Annotated in this window: 15 protein-coding genes and 3 tRNA genes; 12 read left to right on the forward strand and 6 right to left on the reverse strand. The window is 66.9% G+C overall.

Annotation, left to right across the window (positions count from 1 at the left end; translation table 11 throughout):
- Positions 1-27 precede the first annotated feature (27 nt).
- The 3 genes from L593_RS01650 (at position 28) to L593_RS01660 (ending at position 2,032) form a co-directional block, all read left to right on the forward strand.
- Positions 28-861: an aldo/keto reductase gene (locus tag L593_RS01650; protein ID WP_020445178.1), complete on the forward strand. Its 834-nt coding sequence runs from the start codon at positions 28-30 to the stop codon at positions 859-861.
- A 144-nt stretch (positions 862-1,005) separates the two neighbouring features.
- Positions 1,006-1,752 carry a hypothetical protein gene (locus L593_RS01655; protein ID WP_020445179.1) on the forward strand — a complete coding sequence of 249 codons (747 nt, stop codon included), beginning with the start codon at positions 1,006-1,008 and terminating at the stop codon, positions 1,750-1,752.
- Positions 1,753-1,837: 85 nt separating this feature from the next.
- Entirely contained in the window at positions 1,838-2,032 is a 195-nt protein-coding gene (locus L593_RS01660; RefSeq protein ID WP_020445180.1) for a hypothetical protein, read from the forward strand.
- A 334-nt stretch (positions 2,033-2,366) separates the two neighbouring features.
- Here the strand turns inward: L593_RS01660 and L593_RS01665 are convergent.
- Positions 2,367-2,439, reverse strand: a tRNA-Arg gene (locus tag L593_RS01665).
- Between the two features lie 115 nt (positions 2,440-2,554).
- Between L593_RS01665 and L593_RS01670 the strand changes: the two genes are divergently transcribed.
- The 4 genes from L593_RS01670 to L593_RS01685 all read left to right on the forward strand — a co-directional run bounded on the left by L593_RS01670 (position 2,555) and on the right by L593_RS01685 (position 6,518).
- Entirely contained in the window at positions 2,555-3,100 is a 546-nt protein-coding gene (locus tag L593_RS01670) for a hypothetical protein (RefSeq protein ID WP_020445181.1), read from the forward strand.
- Positions 3,101-3,298: 198 nt separating this feature from the next.
- The gene (locus L593_RS01675) at positions 3,299-4,918 is read left to right on the forward strand and encodes a single-stranded DNA binding protein (RefSeq protein ID WP_020445182.1); all 1,620 of its coding nucleotides are present in this window, start codon (positions 3,299-3,301) and stop codon (positions 4,916-4,918) included.
- 147 nt (positions 4,919-5,065) lie between these two features.
- The gene (locus tag L593_RS16470) at positions 5,066-5,503 is read left to right on the forward strand and encodes a histone family protein (RefSeq protein ID WP_020445183.1); all 438 of its coding nucleotides are present in this window, start codon (positions 5,066-5,068) and stop codon (positions 5,501-5,503) included.
- A gap of 1 nt (position 5,504) precedes the next feature.
- On the forward strand, positions 5,505-6,518 hold the full coding sequence (locus L593_RS01685; RefSeq protein WP_020445184.1) for a histone deacetylase: 1,014 nt from the start codon (positions 5,505-5,507) through the stop codon (positions 6,516-6,518).
- Between the two features lie 33 nt (positions 6,519-6,551).
- Here the strand turns inward: L593_RS01685 and cca are convergent, their stop codons facing one another.
- A complete protein-coding gene (cca, locus tag L593_RS01690) occupies positions 6,552-7,937 on the reverse strand; it encodes a CCA tRNA nucleotidyltransferase (RefSeq protein ID WP_020445185.1) in 1,386 nt (461 codons plus the stop codon).
- A gap of 147 nt (positions 7,938-8,084) precedes the next feature.
- Between cca and L593_RS01695 the strand changes: the two genes are divergently transcribed.
- The 3 genes from L593_RS01695 (at position 8,085) to L593_RS01705 (ending at position 10,031) form a co-directional block, all read left to right on the forward strand.
- Positions 8,085-8,157 (forward strand) — tRNA-Asn (locus L593_RS01695).
- Positions 8,158-8,234: 77 nt separating this feature from the next.
- Complete coding sequence (locus L593_RS01700) at positions 8,235-9,638, forward strand: sorbosone dehydrogenase family protein (protein WP_081638620.1); 1,404 nt, start codon at positions 8,235-8,237, stop codon at positions 9,636-9,638.
- Between the two features lie 174 nt (positions 9,639-9,812).
- Entirely contained in the window at positions 9,813-10,031 is a 219-nt protein-coding gene (locus L593_RS01705) for a hypothetical protein (protein WP_020445187.1), read from the forward strand.
- 33 nt (positions 10,032-10,064) lie between these two features.
- Here the strand turns inward: L593_RS01705 and L593_RS01710 are convergent, their stop codons facing one another.
- The 3 genes from L593_RS01710 to L593_RS01720 form a co-directional block, all read right to left on the reverse strand.
- Complete coding sequence (locus L593_RS01710; protein WP_020445188.1) at positions 10,065-11,144, reverse strand: DUF2891 domain-containing protein; 1,080 nt, start codon at positions 11,142-11,144, stop codon at positions 10,065-10,067.
- Between the two features lie 124 nt (positions 11,145-11,268).
- Positions 11,269-11,343: transfer RNA gene (locus tag L593_RS01715), tRNA-Thr, on the reverse strand.
- A gap of 56 nt (positions 11,344-11,399) precedes the next feature.
- Entirely contained in the window at positions 11,400-12,386 is a 987-nt protein-coding gene (locus L593_RS01720; RefSeq protein ID WP_020445189.1) for a class I SAM-dependent methyltransferase family protein, read from the reverse strand.
- A gap of 124 nt (positions 12,387-12,510) precedes the next feature.
- On the opposite strand from L593_RS01720, the gene L593_RS01725 reads away from it, so the two are divergent.
- Positions 12,511-13,296, forward strand: a complete 786-nt coding sequence (locus L593_RS01725) for an SDR family oxidoreductase (RefSeq protein ID WP_020445190.1) — start codon at positions 12,511-12,513, stop codon at positions 13,294-13,296.
- 33 nt (positions 13,297-13,329) lie between these two features.
- Here the strand turns inward: L593_RS01725 and L593_RS01730 are convergent, their stop codons facing one another.
- On the reverse strand, positions 13,330-13,695 hold the full coding sequence (locus L593_RS01730; RefSeq protein ID WP_081638733.1) for a hypothetical protein: 366 nt from the start codon (positions 13,693-13,695) through the stop codon (positions 13,330-13,332).
- 197 nt (positions 13,696-13,892) lie between these two features.
- Between L593_RS01730 and L593_RS01735 the strand changes: the two genes are divergently transcribed.
- On the forward strand, positions 13,893-16,133 hold the full coding sequence (locus L593_RS01735; protein WP_020445192.1) for a glycoside hydrolase family 3 N-terminal domain-containing protein: 2,241 nt from the start codon (positions 13,893-13,895) through the stop codon (positions 16,131-16,133).
- Positions 16,134-16,284 lie beyond the last annotated feature (151 nt).

The raw sequence follows: 16,284 nt of genomic DNA on the forward strand, positions 1-16,284 counted from the left end.
TCATCTGACGGTGGCAAGTGTCGGCCGATGAGTGAGCAGCTTCCAGCAGCGGCTGATTGTCCGACAATCGACGGCGTCCCAGCGCTCGGCATCGGGACCTGGGAGAACGAGGACCCAGAACAGTGTGCCGAAAGCGTCCGGACGGCCCTCGAAGCGGGCTATCGCCACGTCGACACCGCACAGATCTACGGCAACGAAGAAGCGGTCGGCAACGGCATCGCCGCTGCCAACGTGGATCGCGAGGACATCTTCCTCGCGACCAAGGTATGGATCGACAACCTCGACCACGACGACGTGATCGCGACGACCGAGGAGAGCCTCGAGAAACTCGGCGTCGACCGCGTCGACCTCCTCTACGTCCACTGGCCTGCGCGTGCGTACGATCCCGAGGACAGCCTCTCGGCGTTCGCCGAACTCCGCGAGCGCGGTTTGATCGACCACGTCGGCGTGAGTAACTTCCTGCCCGAGCAGGTCGATCGCGCCATCGAGGTCTCGGAGGCGCCCATCGTCGCCAATCAGGTCGAACTCCACCCGTACCTGCCACAGTACGACCTGGTCGAGCACTGCCAGGACCGCGACGTGACCGTCGTGGGCTACTCCCCGCTCGCACGCGGGAACGTGCTGGACGACGACACCATCGGTGCCATCGCCGAGAAGCACGGCGTCAGCGAGGCACAGGTCAGCCTCGCCTGGCTGCGCCAGCGCGACGTCGTGACGATTCCGAAGGCTACCAGCGCCGAACACGTCCACGACAACTGGAAGAGCCTGGACCTGACCCTCGACGACGAGGACGTCGAGCAGATCGAATCGATCGAGCACCGCGAACGGCAGGTCGATCCGAGCTTCGGCCCCTGGAACTAGGCCCGGTTCGCTCGGCAGCACGGTCGGTGCTACGACCGGTGGCACGATCGGTGGTACGTTCGGCTTACCGATCCCCACCTCGGCGAGCAGGATTCCGCCGTCGTTCCCCAACATTCAATTCCCGGCGGCGCGCAGGCAGTTAGTATGGCAGCCGGCTCTGCGCGCGGCGGCGTCCTCGACGGGGTCAAGATCGACCTCCGACGGCTCCACGACACGTGGATGGAGCTGATCTTCCCCCGCCAGCGGCAGGCGCACTCCGTCCTCGGTCGATGGACCCCGAACACGACCTCCGGGCAGATCCTCTACAAGATCTGGGGCGCGCTCGGCATCCTCATGGTCGGGATCCTCTATCCGCTCGCCCTCTTCGGCGTCGTCACGCGCTTTTACTCCCGTCGCATCGACACGATGATCGCAGGTATCGGCATCCTTGGCGTGGTGCTCGTCGCCGCCGTCGTCTGGGGCGGCCTCGCGATCGCAGCACACTTCAGACTCTCCTGGAATGGATTCGTCGCCGTCGCCGCGGCGGGCGGCGTCGCCACGATATCGGCGGGGATCGCGGCGCTCTGCACGCGCTACGGTGGCCGGGGATTGACCATCGGCATCGCCTATCCAGCGGCGATGACGGCCATCTTCCTGCCGCCGATCGTCGCCGCGCTCTTTTCGGGTGTGGTCGGTGACGCACTCTTCCCACGGAGCGAGGACCTCGCGATCTGGCTACTGGACAACGTCCTGTTCGTCGGTGGACTCAACGAGCAGATTCGCGACGCCTTCGAACTCGAGGGATTCAGCTACGTCCTGATGTGGCTGGGCATCTCCATCCCACTGGGCTGGCTCCTCGGCCTCGTCGTCTCGCTCGCGGGCGTCATCCGCCCGAGCGGGGAATCAGCCTAATCGCACCCGACGATGCGATCCCGTCTTTCCGGCCAGTCACACCGATACGCCCGGTATTTTTAGGTCGGAGCGCCTTCCACCGATCATGGTCGAATTCAACGCAGTCACGACCGCCGTCGCGTTCCTCGCCGTGATCGTCGTCGGCATCGGTGGACTGCTGGGAATGGGTTTCATGACGTTCCGGACGACGATGATGATGGTCGCCCCGTCGATGGCGATCTTCGGGCTCATCTGCCTCGCGATCGGCGTGCAGTTCGGTGAATACCGGGCGGCCCAGTGACCACCCGGATCTGACTGTTCTCACGGCTCCTCGATCGCCGCTGCCGTCGAAGCAATAGCTACAGGCAGCGTCAGCGGCATCGCTCGGCGTTGGGGTCAGATGGAGACCCCCGGACCGAATCGTGAACAGCGGACAAATCGGCTCACTCGGCCGTCCGCCTGCGGGGGCTAGAATTATCGTACGCAGGTCCGGTGAGGGTGACTTCTGCAGGCAGACGGTTCACGCCGCTCAGCGTCGTCGAATCGCAGAAGCGTCCTGGCGGAGTCCTGCGCGAGCGGAGCGAGCGCAGGGCACGCCAGGACGTGAACGTAGTGAGTGTAACGAACGAAGTGAGCGTCCTGGCGGAGATTTGAACTCCGGTCCCCGGCTCCGCAGGCCAGGAGGATAGTCCACTACCCTACCAGAACTCATTCTATGATAGGAGCAGAGCGCACTAAAGGAGTTACGAATCGGTGCCGGCGTGGGTGAAGGACTCGTTTGAACGTTCGGTACTCCCTTTTGAGTGGGGAACGAATTGAGTGTATGAAGCGACGCACGGTCCTCTCGACCGTTGCAGCCGCCAGTGCCGCCGGAGTGGCGGGATGTCTCTCGCGTGGCGACGACGGGTCGGACGATAGCGACGGCGACTCGAATTCCGACGCTACCGACGGCGATTCCGGCAGTGACGTCACGAACGACAGTGGAAACGTCACCAACGGCGGAAGTGGGGGCTGTTCGGATCCCTGCGAAACACCGGCGATCGGCGAGCAGTCGATCGAAACGACCTCCACGACCTGTGACGGTCAGGACACGTCCGAAGCGTCGGCGCGCGTCGACGATCACGACGTCGTGGTGCAAGGAACGCTGTCGGCGTCGACGCCATGCCACGACGCGGTACTCACGGACGCGTCGATCGAGAACGGTCAGCTCCGGGTGACCGTCGACGTCACTCCTCGCGACGGAGTCTGCGCCCAGTGTATTGCAGAAATCTCGTACAGAGCCACGATCGGCGTGACGAACGTGGACGCCATCGACGGAGTGCAGGTGCGCCACGTCGGCGGCCAGGAGCATTCCTGCGAACTCGACTAGCGGGGAGCCCTTCGAGCACCGGCGCGATCGATTCGCGGGCCACACCTTCTTGTCGGAAGCCGGGGCAAGCCGGGCCCGTGTACCGACGAACCCCCGGCGACGATCGTCAGTCGACGCGAGTCGAAAACCGACAGCCAGCGCGGCGATTCCGCGCCAACGACAACGCTTAAACGGCGGCCTACCATGCTGAGCGATAGAATGGGCGTCATCGAGGAGATCCACGAGGACCTCGAGGCCGACGTGGAGTTAGCGGAGTTCCGCGACGCGGTCGAGGAACGCGTCGAGCGGATGGGGGGACTCGCGGACGAGGAGACCGCGGCGATGCTCGTCGCGCACGAACTCGACGAGGACGGCGGCGAAGTCGAGGGCGTCGCGGAGATCGAAGCGGGCATGGAGGAGGTCAAGTTCGTCGCGAAGGTCGTCTCCGTGGGCGAACTGAAGACCTTCGAGCGAGACGACGACGGGAGTGAGAACGACGACGTCGACGAAACCGAAGCAGAGGAGGAACCGGCTGCCCGCGAGGAGGGAGCAGCCCAGGACGAACAGTCCAACGAGGGCCGCGTACTCAACGCCGAGGTAGCCGACGAGACCGGGCAGATCCGGGTCGCCTTCTGGGACGCACTCGCCACCGACGCCGCCGAGCGGATGGAACGAGGCGACGTCGTCCGGATCGCTGGCCGGCCCGCCGAGGGCTACCGGGGCCTGGAAGTGAACGTCGACAAGGCAGAACCGGATCCAGGCGTCGAGGTCGACGTCGATCTGGAGGGCACGACCAGCATCGACGACCTGACGCTGGGCCGGTCGGACGTCAACGTCGAGGCCCTCGTACTCGACACCGAGTCCGTCCGTACCTTCGACCGCGACGACGGCTCGGAGGGGAAGGTCTCCAATCTCGCACTCGGCGATCCCTCGGGGCGCATCCGGGCGACGCTCTGGGACGGCATGGCCGATCGCGCCGAGGAACTCGAACCCGGCACCTCCGTCGAGGTCGTCGACGGCTACGTTCGCGAGCGCGACGGCGACCTCGAACTCCACGTCGGCGAACGTGGCGCAGTCGAGGAAATCGACGAGTCGGTCGAGTACGAACCGGACTCGACGCCGATCGGCGAGGTCGAGATCGACCAGCAGGTCGACCTCGTCGGCGTCGTCCGTTCGGCCGATCCCAAACGCACCTTCGACAGGGACGACGGGTCCGAGGGCCAGGTCCGAAACGTTCGCGTCCAGGACGACTCGGGAGACATTCGCGTGGCCCTCTGGGGCGACAAGGCGGACCTCGACATCTCACCGGGTGACGAACTCGCGCTTGCGGACGTGGAGATCCAGGACGGCTGGCAGGACGACCTCGAAGCATCTGCAGGCTGGCAGGCAGCGGTGACGGTGCTCGAGCGCGACGACGGCCTCCCCGCAGGTGGCGGCGGGACCGCCGACGGCGACGCGGACCTCTCGGCCTTCGGAGACGACGGCTCGGGCGACAGTGGCGACGAAGCGGCGAGCGAGGGCGCGACGGACGACGCCGAATCCAGCGGCGCGGAACGACCGGTGGCCGAGGCAGCGGACGCGACCGCAGAGGGGCCGGGCGCCCAACGGGGCACCAGTTCGGAGTCGGTCGACGACGCCGACGACGACGCGGTCGTCGCCGTTGGCGAGACTGTCGAGTTCACCGGCGTCGTGGTCCAGGCTGGCGATCCGATCATCCTCGACGACGGCGAGCAAACGGTCCGCGTCGACGCAGACGCCGACATCCACCTCGGCGACGAAATCACCGTCCGGGGCGAGGGCGTCGAGGACGACCGGATCGCCGCCGCCGACGTCTTCTGACCGCTCTCGCGTTCCGAGGACGACGAGCGATACTCCGTCGGCTGGTCGCGAGTGCAGCGATCCTCGCTCGCGGGACGAGCCAGACGGAGAGCATCTGAACGCCACGCAGAGCAAAACGTTAACGGCAGCGCTCCCCCGAAAGCAGGTATGAGCGTCGAGCTCCCCTTCGCACCAGTCGATACGATCATTCGACGGAACGCCGGCGACCTCCGGGTGAGCGCGGAGGCCGCCGAGGAGCTCGCCAGACGAGTCGAGGACCGCGGTGCCGACCTCGCCGTGGACGCGGCCGAGCACGCGACGGCAGACGGGCGGAAGACGCTGATGGCGGAGGACTTCGGCGTCGAGGCGACGATCGACAAGAACGCGCTGGAGCTACCCGTCGCGCCGGTCGATCGCATCGCCCGTCTGAAGATCGACGGGCAGTACCGCGTCTCCATGGACGCCCGCATCGCACTCGCCGACATCCTCGAGGACTACGCAGACAACGTCGCCGAAGCGGCGGCGATCCTCGCCCGGCACGCCGATCGCCGGACGGTGAAAGCCGAGGACGTCGAGACCTACTTCGCGCTGTTCGACGCCACGTGAGATGCAGTTTGGGTACAGCGACCTCTGTCTCGAGCACGATCCAGGGCGGCGGCACCCGGAGTCGCCGGACCGTCTCCGGGCGATTCGCGAGGGACTGAAACGCCAGCACGGCGTGGAGTACGTCGACGCAGATCCGATCGACCTCGACGCCGTGCGGGAGCTCCACGACCCCGACTACGTCGAGGAACTACAGTCGTTCTGCGAAGACGGCGGCGGCGAGTGGGATCCCGACACCGTCGTCGTCCACGGAACGTGGGACGCGATCCTGAAGAGCGCCGGACTGGCACGCTGGGCCGCCGAGCGCGTGATGGCCGGCGACGACGGCCGCGACACGCCATTCTCGATCGGCCGACCGCCAGGCCACCACGCCGTGGCCGACGACGCGATGGGATTTTGCTTCGTGAACAACGCCGGGATCGCCGCCCAGACCGCCCTCGAAGCCGGTGCCGACCGCGTCGCCATTCTCGACTGGGACGTCCACCACGGCAACGGTACGCAGGACCTGTTCTACGATCGCGACGACGTCTTCTTCGCCTCCATCCACGAGGAGGGCATCTACCCGGGCACCGGGGACAGCAACGAGACCGGCACCGGAGCCGGAGCAGGCGCGACCCTCAACGTCCCGATGCCCCCGGGCGCTGGTGACGCCGCGTACGGCCTCGCCATAGAGTCGCTGGTCCGACCCGCACTCGAACGAGTCGAGCCGGACTGCTTCCTGATCAGCGCGGGCTTCGACGCCCACCGCCACGATCCGATCTCGCGGATGAGCGTCTCGACGGAGGGCTACGGCTGGCTGGCGACGCTCGCGCGGTCGATCGCGGACGACGTCGGTGCAGGCCTCGGATTCGTGCTCGAGGGCGGCTACGGACTCGACGTGCTCGCCGAGTCCGTGCGCACCGTCCACGAGGTCTGTGACGGCTACCAGCCGGTGGAGCCCGACGAGGAGCCGAGCGAGGCCGTCCGGTCCCGGATCGACGCGATCGCGACGGCACACCAGGCGGTGCGGGGCGACTGAGTGACGATTCGCGGAGCGGTCCGCGGCGACCGCTCACGGACTCGGGTCGAAGTACTCCGCGAGTGGATCGGCGAACGCCGGGAGCAAGTCGACGAGGTCGTCGCCGACCAGCACCTCGTACTCGCTCTGGAGGCGTCGCTCGACGCCGGCGCCGTGTCGCACGTCGAAGAGCGAGTCGCCGTCGAGGAGGTCGATCGCGTTCGTCGCCTCGCGTGGTCGTTCGACCACGTACCGATCCTCCTCGACGAACGGGCCGTAGACGTCGGGATCGTCCGCGTAGGCGTCGTAGAAGTTGTCGGCGTGCTCGCGGACCTGGACGGGCGGTCCTTCGTGGCGCTCGACGGCCGGTCGGTGAGTGACCTCGAGTTCGACCAGGAGGATCGCCTCGCCCTCGGCGACGGCGGTCGTCGAGCGAAGGACGTCGAAGCCCTTGCGCTCGAGGAGTCCGACGACGCCGCCCAGCGACGCCCGAAGCTGCGGATAGAGGTCATCGTCGACGAGGTCCGGCGCAGTGAACCTGATCGCCACGGGCGTGGTATCCCTGCGCTCGACGTGTTCGCAGAGCCCCTCCGCCGTGATCGCCGGCACCTCGCTCGGTGGGACCTTCTCCGTCTCGAAGTAGGCCGGATCCGGGTCGTCGAGGAACTCGCGGGCGTAGTGCTGGAGCCGCGCGACGTTCGCCGCCGAGCAGACCGCCGCGACGTTCCGCTCGGGATCGGTGGGATCGATGACCACGAGCGGATCGTCGAACGTGGCGGTGCCGTGATCGACGGGGTCGAGGACCACCGGCGGTTGCCAGTCGGCAGCCGCCTCGAGCAGGCCACGGAACCCGCCGTACACCAGGACGAGCAACTCGGTGAGGTAACCGGAGAGGCCGCGGGTGCGGAGGTTGCTCCCGTAGATGCCGATCGTGGTCGCGAACGCCTTGGCGAGTCTGACCTCGGTCGCGAGGTCGTCGTCGAGGCGATCCTGGACGTACTCGGTGTGGAACGGCGTGCGATCGACGGCGGATCGTATCTCCGTCGCGTCCTCGAGGTCGTAACATGGGACGACGTCGACGGCGATCGCGTCGAGGGAGCCTTCGGCGACCGTCCCGGTGACGTACGGGTGCTCGGCGTACTCCTCGTGGCCGTTTCCGAGGACCGCGTGGCCGACCGCGAGTCCGTGTTCTTCCAGGGATTCGCGACCGAGGTCCGCCGGGAACTGCAGGAAGACGTCGACGTCACGCTCGCCGGGCAGCCAGGTCGATCTGGCAGTCGAGCCCACGAGCGCGATCTCGGCCTCGACCTCGCGGTCCGCGATGGCGCGTTCGGCGCGCTCGCACAGCCGCTCGGTCGCCGTCGCGAGTGCCGAGCGTTCGGCCTCGTCCGGTGTGACGAGTTCCCGTGCCCGGTCGAGCACGGCGTCGAGGTCGTCCATCTCGCCCGAGCGTTCACCTGTCTGGGCCGAAAGGGTTCCGGTCGGTCCGAGGTGGGGTGTCCGGGGCAGACCGTGCTACGCCCTGGCGTAATCCGGGGAAAGCGAAAGCCTAATCAAATGCTTCCGGGCTATTTGTGCCTGCAGCGGGCCGCCATAGCTCAGTTGGTAGAGCACCACGCTGTTAACGTGGTTGTCCCAGGTTCGAGCCCTGGTGGTGGCGCTCCTTGCTTTTTCGCGACGTATGATCCACGAGTCGGCGGTCCGGCCCGCCGAACAGGCGAGGAATTAGGAGTCGGTATGCCCAACAAGAGCGGCATGGACGAGTCCGTGACGCGCCGGAGAGCACTCTTCCTCGGGGGCGCAGCCGTCGGCATCGCCGGCTGTATCGGCACAGACGACGGGACGGAGAGCAACGACGATGGAGACGGAACGGGCGACGGCGCACCGGACGGGGCCGGTGGTGGACAGGATGGAAGCGACGACGGGACCGACGCGGAGGTGCCACTGCAGAACGTCCCGGACTCGATCGCCCTCGATACGCTCGTTGACGGCCTCCAGGCACCGGTTGGCATCGAATTCTCACCCGATTCCGAACGCGCGTACGTGCTCGAGCAGGGCGGTCGGATCCTGGCACTCGACGGGAGCGGTTCGCTGCTCGATTCGCCAGTGCTCGACCTTCGAGAGCCGATCGTCGCGGGCGGCGAACGCGGCCTGCTCGGACTCGCCTTGCACCCCGAGTTCGCGAGCAATCGGCAGGCGTTCGTCCGATACAGCGCGCCGTCACGCGAGGGCACGCCCGACGGATACGACCACACCTTCGTGCTCGCGTCTTTCGAGGCGACCGAGGACGGCACCTCGTTCCGTCGCGAGAGCGAGCAGACGATTCTCGAGATTCCCGAACCCCAGAGCAATCACAACGCCGGTGACCTCGCGTTCGGGCCCGACGGATACCTCTACGTCCCGGTCGGCGACGGTGGCGCTGGCGACGACCAGGGCGCCGGCCACGTCGACGACTGGTACGGCGAGGTCGCGGGCGGGAACGGCCAGGACGTGACCGAGAACCTCCTCGGGAGCCTCCTCCGCCTCGATATCGACGGTGGCGATCCGTACGCGATTCCGGACGACAACCCGCTCGTCGGAGAGGCCGGCCGGGACGAACACTACGCCTGGGGATTCCGGAACCCCTGGCGGATCTCCTTCGACGCCGGCGGCGACGGTACCGATCTCTACGTCGCCGACGTCGGCCAATCGAGCTACGAAGAGGTGAACCTGGTCGAGGCCGGTGGGAACTATGGCTGGAACGTCCGCGAGGGTGCGCACTGCTTCCAGACGGAGTCCTGCCCCTCGAGGACGCCGGACGACGTCCGAGGCGGCGAACCACTGCTCGATCCAGTCGTCGAGTACCCACACAGCGGCGGGGAGGTCACGGGCGTCTCGGTCATCGGCGGTCACGTCTACCGCGGGGCAGCAATCGACGGCCTCGGCGGCGTCTACGTGTTCGGTGACTTCGCTCCGCGGGGCAAACTGTTCGCTTCAGCGCCCGGCGAGGGAGGGTCGACCTGGCCGATTCGGACGATCGCGATCGATGGAGCCTCCGTCGAGTCGCTGTACGCGTTCGGGCAGGACGGCGAGGGCGAATGTTACGCACTCGGGAGTGGCGCGAACGGCGGGACGGTGTGGCGACTCGGCCCGGCCGAGTGAGACGCGGTGGAGCGATCACTCGTGCGAGCACGCGAGGTCCAGCGACGCCACGGTCGGGGCAGTCGGAGTGCCCTGACTGCCGCTGGGCGCGACCGAACCCACCGACGGAGGCTACTTCGCGTTCTGAAACCGCCACTACCGTTTGATAATCACGGAACGCATGGACACAGGTACATGCCAGAGGGGAGCGATGCGTATCCGGGGGAAGAGGAAATCGAATGGGGGAGCGACCCGGGGCCGGCCACCGATCCAGACCGACAGCGCGTCGTGACGATCGCCTCCGACGACGTCGTCACCGTCGCGGAGCGGGACGAACTGGAGCGTCGGGGTGCGACGACGGCGTGGATTTCGATGGACGCAGAGCACGTCGTCGACGTCGCGGATCGCCAGTAATCGTCAACTCGGATCGCCTTCTGCCGCAGGTCGCTATCGCGCCGGTGCGATGCCGCCCTCGTCCCTGGTGAGCAGATAGAGCACGAACGAGGAGAGCCAGTGTGCGCCGGCGTAGTCGTCGGTGAAAGCCACCTCGAGGCCGGCCTCGGCGTGGCGCTGTGCACTCCGATCGAACAGACCGGAATAGGGGTGCGCCTCGAGCGTCGAGGCCAGCCCCGCGAGGGCCCACGCCTTCGAGACGTTCAGCCCGACGAAGTGGAGGGCGAGGCCGTCGTCGGGATCCGGGTCGACCTCGATCGGATCGAGAATCGAATCGTAGGGCTCGATCGTCAGATCGGGGAAGAAGTCGTCGACCCAGGCGGCGAACTCGTCGGGAGCGAGAACCCTGCGTAGGAGGTCGGCCTCCGCGAGCGCCGGCGAGAGGAAGTCCCAGCCCAGTGGCTCGTACTCGACCGGATAGGAGCGATCGTCGAGGTAGAAGCCCCGCGTAGCGTCCTCGACGGCACTCGCGAGCGACTCGTCCGCCACCGTCCGCGCGTAATCGAGGACCAGGCCGAGCGCGAACGCCGTGTTCTGGTGCGTGCCGACGCGGAACGGCTCGTCCTGTGTGAGAAACTCGGATTCGACGAGCGCACGAATCTGCTCCTCCAGCGACGCGAGCGTGGATTGCCACCCATCGGCGAGGTCGTCGTCCCACAGCGACAGCTCCGCGGCGAGCTGTAGCAACCACGCCCAGCCGTAGGGCTTCTCGAAGGTTGGGTGTTCCTCGAAGTAGCCGACCTCGGCCTCGATCGCCGCCGGCGTGAGACGGTCGTCGATCGACGCCACGATCCGCTCCCGTTCTGGGTGGTCCTCGAACAGTCGGAGCTGCCGGACAAGCGCCCAGTGGCTATGCACCGCGGAGTGCCAGTCGAAGCAGCCGTAGAAGACCGGGTGGTCGGCTTTCGGCTGGACCTCGTCGTCGGGGGCGTCGACCGACCCGACGTAGTGGGGAAACTCTGTCTCGATGGACTCCAGCGGGTGGTGGGCGAGCGCTGCCGCCTCCTCGGTTCCCATCCACTCGGACGTCCCCGACAGGAGCGTGGTCGCTTCGACGGACGTGAACGCAGTCATTCGTCACGTAGTCTCGACTGCTGCTCAATAAATTGGGAGCGTAGCGGTCTCGCTGATCGTGGGAATCGAACGGCGGTGACTCAGAATAATCACGTCAGTCGTCGCCGGGACGGAGACAGCAGGAAGCCGGTGGAGGGATTTGAACCCTCGGCCTAATCCTTACGAAGGATTCGCTCTAGCCAGTCTGAGCTACACCGGCGTGCACTCACTGGTATCCAAGTTCGAGAGTTAAGGGTTCCGAAACTCCGTGCGGGCTCACCGACGGCGGAGGCGAACGTCGAGACAGACGTTCACCTCATGTGGCGCGTAGGAACGGACGACGCGCTCGGTCTCGACGTCGACCTCGTAGCCGGCAGCGTCGGCGGCAGCCTCGATCGCCTCGGTCCCGGGGCCGAACGGATCGTCCTCGTGTTGGATATCGTAGAAGTGGAGGACGCACTCGTCGCCGGCGAGCAACATCGCCGTCTCGAGGAATTCGTCGGCACTGTGTGGGAGGTTCATCACGAGTCGGTCGGCCCAGTCGCCGTACCCATCCGTCGTCTCGCGGACGTCCGCGGCGAGAGCAGTCACCGATTCTGCGACGCTGTTGCGCTCGGCGTTCTCGCGGAGGTACTCGATCGCGACCGGGTTCTTGTCGACGCCGACGGCCGTCGCACCGCGCTTCGCGGCCGGGATCACGAACGGCCCGACGCCGGCGAACATGTCGAACACGTGTTCGTCCGCTTCGACTTGTTCGGTAACGCGGTGGCGCTCGGTCGCGAGACGCGGCGAGAAGAACACCTCGGCGAGGTCGACGAGGTACTCAGAGCCGTACTCGCGGTGGACGGTCTCTGTCGTGTCGCCGTGGAGGACCTCCCACTCGCGGACCCGCAGTTCGCCCTCGATTTTCGAGGCGCGGTTGAGGACCGTCTCGACAGGGATGTCCGAGTCCACGATCGCGTCGGCGAGGGCCCGCGCTCGCTCGGGATCGTCCTCGTCGACCACGACGACGTCGCCGATGCGCTCGTAGCTTGCCTCGAACTCGACGAGGTCGTTCGGGACCGTCTGGGTGTCGCGCTCGCCGGTGGCGTGATCGACGACGTCGAGGTCGTCCGGGATGGCGCCGGGATCCATGACGGGAACGAAGATGGCGTCGCCCTCGACGGCGATCTGGCGATCGTGATCGAGGAGGTCGGCCGCCTCGAGGCGCTGCCTGACCGCCTCGCCCTCGGTTCGCGGAACCGTCACGCACGGCGACTGCATGCACTCGCCTCGGATCCGGCCTTCGGTAAGGCTGACGCTCCACGATCGGCCGGGGCGAGAGCGCGGTCTGCGCGGAACCCCCGCGACCCGGAAAGATATGGGACGGGCCACCGATTGACTCTGCATGGACCTCGGACTCGACGGCAACGCTGCACTGGTCACGGCGAGCACGAGTGGCCTCGGCCTCGCGAGTGCACACGCCCTCGCACGCGAGGGCGCGAACGTCTCGATCTGCGGACGCACCGAGTCGCGACTCGACGAGGCGAAGGAGACGATCGAAGCCGACGCCGCAGGCAACGTGATGGCTCGGCAGGTCGACGTCACGGATCCCGACGAGGTACGCGCGCTCGTGGAGACGACCGCCGAGGCGTACGGCGGCATCGACCACGTCGTGACCTCCGCGGGTGGCGTCCCGAGCGGCTCCTTCCTCGACATGGAGGATCGGGACTGGTACCAGGCCTACGACACGCTCGTGATGAGTCACGTCTGGACGCTGCGTGCCGCCCACCCCCATCTCGTCGAGAGCGACGCGGGCTCGATCACCTCGATCACGTCGACCAGCGTACAGGAGGCGATCGACGGGCTCGTACTCTCGAACGCAGTCCGGCGCGCGGTCGTCGGCACGATCGACACGGTCGCACGAGAGTGGGCGCCGGGGATCCGTGCCAACGTCGTGATGCCGGGCGCCCACGAGACGCCCCGTATCGAGGAGCTGATCGAGCAGGCGCTCGATCGCGGCGAGTACGACAGCTACGAGGAGGGACTGACTGACTGGGCCGCACCGATCCCGCTCGACCGGATCGGCGACCCAATGGAGCTGGGCGACGTCGTTGCGTTCCTGGCGAGCGAGCGGGCCAGCTTCGTCACGGGCGCGACGATTCCCATCGACGGCGGCCGGACGCGGAGCTAGGGCGTATCGGCGAGATCGGTCTAGACGGACGGTTCACCAGGTCTCGACGCTACCCTCGCGCACGGCCTCGACGCAATCCTCACAGTCCTCGTTGCCAGCCTCGTAACAGGAGGGCCGACCCTTGTCGTCAAGCGGTGCGAGCCGTCGCTCCTCGTAGCGCCTGCAGACGAGCCGAACGCGCCCCTCCTCGTCCGTCGGGAGGGACCCGGCGCTGCGGGCGTTCGAGAAGGCGTCTTTCGCGTCCCCGAGCTGGCTGCGTGCGTTCTTGATGTTCCCGAGGAATCCGCTGGATCCGGACTCCTCGTCGGTGGATGGTTCACGTTCCGCGTCTTCTGCGTCCGTGGAGTCCCGCGGCGTGGCCGCATCCCCGTTGGGTTCCGGATCGTCCGCGTCCGTCATCGTGACCACTCGCTCATGAGCGGCACGTAGCGCGGCACCCCCAAAAGATGGTGGGTACGCGTGGCTACCAGATGGCGGCTCGCCGGCCGAGGAGACTACCCCATCCCGTCGTGAGGTACCCGCAATGACACGGCCAGTAATGGATTCACTCGCGTTAGCAAGAAAGCCTTTTTACCCAGTGGTATCTCCTCACAGCCATGTCAGAATCCGAGGCGAGGCATCCCTACGAGGATCCCTCGCTGTCGACCGAAGCGCGGATCGACGACCTCCTCGACCGGATGACGCTCGAGGAGAAAGCCGGCCAGCTGGTAGGGATGCCGCTCGGCAACTTCGAGCGGGGACGCGACGTCGACGAAGCCAAGGAGCTCGTCGACGAGCACCACCTCGGGTCCGTCGCGCCCTTCGGCTGGGGCGGCGCGTTCTACTGGACCCCGGACGAGTGTGCCGAGGTCGCCCGGGAGCTGCAGGAGTACGCCCGCGAGGAGACGCGCCTCGGGATTCCGCTGCTGTTCAACGCCGACGCCGTACACGGCCACGCCTACGTCAAGGGCGCGACGACCTTCCCGAACGGACTCGGGATGGCCGCGACGTGGGACACTGAACTGACGAAACGCGCCGGCGAAGTCACCGGCCGCGAACTTCGTGCAACCGGGATCCACCAGAACTACGGTCCGACCTGCGACGTTGGCCGCGACCCCCGCTGGGGCCGTGCCCACGAGACCTACGGCGAGAGCCCCTACCTAGTGAAGGAACTGATCGGTGCCGAAGTCACTGGCCTCCAGGGCGAGCACGGAAACGTCGACGACGAGTCCGTCATCGCCACTGCCAAGCACTTCCCGGCCTACGGTGAACCGCGTCGCGGCGAAGACGCCGCACCCGTCGAGATCTCGAACTCTACGCTCCGTCGGGTCTTCCTCCCCTCCTTCGAGGCAGCCGTCGAAGCAGACGTCTGGTCCGTGATGCCCTGCTACAACTCGATCGACGGCGAGGCAGTCCACGGCTCCCGACGCTTCCTCACCGAACTCCTCCGTGAGGAACTCGGCTTCGACGGCCACGTCGTCTCGGACTGGGGCGGCGTCGATCACCTGCAGAACGACCACAAAGTTACGCCCGACGACGAGGCGAGTTCGCGGCTGACCCGGCAGGCCGGTCTCGACGTCATCTCCGTCGGCATGGGCCGTCACGCCGAGCACACGGTCGACCTCGTCGAGTCCGGCGAACTCTCCGAGGACCGCATCGACGAGAGCGTCCGTCGCGTGCTCCGCGCGAAGTTCGAACTCGGACTCTTCGAGGGCGAGACCGCCGATCCCGAGGAGGCAGAAGCGACGCTCCGTGACGAGGAACACGTCCAGCTCTCCCGCGAGAGCATCCAGAAGTCCATCACCCTGCTCCAGAACGACGGCGACGTCCTGCCCCTGGACGATCCCGACGAGATCTTCGTAGGCGGTCCGAACGCCGACGACCTCATCGCCCAGATCGGCGGCTGGTCGATCATGGACGAGGAGGGCGTGCCCGGCAAGACGATCCGCGAGGGGCTCGAGTCCGTCACCGACGCGGAGATCACGTACGAGCGCGGCGCCGGCGTCGCCGAGTACGACGACGTCGAAGCCGCCGCCGAGAAGGCCGCCGAGGCCGACGTGGCCGTCGTCGCCGTCGGCGAAGACTGGTACATCCACGAGTTCGGGCCCCAGCAGGACGCTGGCCACCCAACCGGGGAGTTCCCGACGCGGACGGAACTCGAACTGCCCGATCCCCAGATCGAACTGGTGAAGGCGATCCAGGAGACCGGTACGCCGACGATCGGCTTGCTCGTCACCGGCCGACCACTCGCCATCCCGTGGATGGCCGAGCACCTCGACGCGCTGATGATGACCTACTTCCCTGGCAGCGAGGGCGGCGAGGTCGTCGCCGAAGCGCTGACCGGCGAGATCGAGCCCGCGGGCCGGCTTCCGGTATCCATTCCGAAGTCGAGTGGCCACCTGCCCACGTACTTCAACTACCTCCGCCACCCGCGCCCGATCGGCGACGACGAGCACACCGACTCCTACGACCCACTGTTCGAGTTCGGTCACGGACTCGGCTACTCCGAGATCGAGACGACCGGCCTCTCGCTGTCCGCCGATGCGATCGGCCCTGGCGAGACCGTCGACGTCGAGGTCACCGTCGAGAACGTCGGTGACCGGGCGAGCAGTGAGGTCGTCCAACTGTACGTGACCGACGAGTGGAGCACGCGCGTCACCCCGATTCGTGAACTCAAAGGCTTCCAGCGCGTCGAGGTCGACGCTGGCGACACGGCGACCGTCACGCTGGAACTCTCCGGCGAGGAGCTCGGCGTCGTCGGACCGGACACGCCTCACCACGTCGAGGATGGCGTCTTCGAACTCCGGGTTGACGACCTCGAGGCCGAACTGACCGTCGAGAGCGAGTACGACTACTGACCGCGCCCCCGTAGTGGGTATTTTTGTAGGCACCCAAATTCGAGGAGCTCGGATGGTCGAACGCTCTCGCTTCACTTCCGCCGAGCATGCCTCTGGTTTAAGTACGATAGCGACCTAGCCCTGCGTGCCTCCCACCCCAAACACAAGAGGA

The organism is Salinarchaeum sp. Harcht-Bsk1 (genome assembly GCF_000403645.1).
Taxonomy (GTDB): Archaea; Halobacteriota; Halobacteria; order Halobacteriales; family Salinarchaeaceae; genus Salinarchaeum.

Excerpts from the sequence above, each read along its gene's own strand:
- L593_RS01675 (WP_020445182.1), top strand. The coding sequence starts at position 3,299 with ATGGGCGTCATCGAGGAGATCCACGAGGACCTCGAGGCCGACGTGGAG.
- L593_RS01710 (WP_020445188.1), bottom strand. The coding sequence starts at position 11,144 with ATGACTGCGTTCACGTCCGTCGAAGCGACCACGCTCCTGTCGGGGACG.
- L593_RS01700 (WP_081638620.1), top strand. The coding sequence starts at position 8,235 with ATGCCCAACAAGAGCGGCATGGACGAGTCCGTGACGCGCCGGAGAGCA.
- L593_RS01660 (WP_020445180.1), top strand. The coding sequence starts at position 1,838 with ATGGTCGAATTCAACGCAGTCACGACCGCCGTCGCGTTCCTCGCCGTG.
- L593_RS01720 (WP_020445189.1), bottom strand. The coding sequence starts at position 12,386 with ATGCAGTCGCCGTGCGTGACGGTTCCGCGAACCGAGGGCGAGGCGGTC.
- L593_RS01685 (WP_020445184.1), top strand. The coding sequence starts at position 5,505 with ATGCAGTTTGGGTACAGCGACCTCTGTCTCGAGCACGATCCAGGGCGG.
- L593_RS01670 (WP_020445181.1), top strand. The coding sequence starts at position 2,555 with ATGAAGCGACGCACGGTCCTCTCGACCGTTGCAGCCGCCAGTGCCGCC.
- cca (WP_020445185.1), bottom strand. The coding sequence starts at position 7,937 with ATGGACGACCTCGACGCCGTGCTCGACCGGGCACGGGAACTCGTCACA.
- L593_RS01730 (WP_081638733.1), bottom strand. The coding sequence starts at position 13,695 with ATGACGGACGCGGACGATCCGGAACCCAACGGGGATGCGGCCACGCCG.
- L593_RS01705 (WP_020445187.1), top strand. The coding sequence starts at position 9,813 with ATGCCAGAGGGGAGCGATGCGTATCCGGGGGAAGAGGAAATCGAATGG.
- L593_RS01650 (WP_020445178.1), top strand. The coding sequence starts at position 28 with ATGAGTGAGCAGCTTCCAGCAGCGGCTGATTGTCCGACAATCGACGGC.
- L593_RS16470 (WP_020445183.1), top strand. The coding sequence starts at position 5,066 with ATGAGCGTCGAGCTCCCCTTCGCACCAGTCGATACGATCATTCGACGG.
- L593_RS01655 (WP_020445179.1), top strand. The coding sequence starts at position 1,006 with ATGGCAGCCGGCTCTGCGCGCGGCGGCGTCCTCGACGGGGTCAAGATC.
- L593_RS01725 (WP_020445190.1), top strand. The coding sequence starts at position 12,511 with ATGGACCTCGGACTCGACGGCAACGCTGCACTGGTCACGGCGAGCACG.
- L593_RS01735 (WP_020445192.1), top strand. The coding sequence starts at position 13,893 with ATGTCAGAATCCGAGGCGAGGCATCCCTACGAGGATCCCTCGCTGTCG.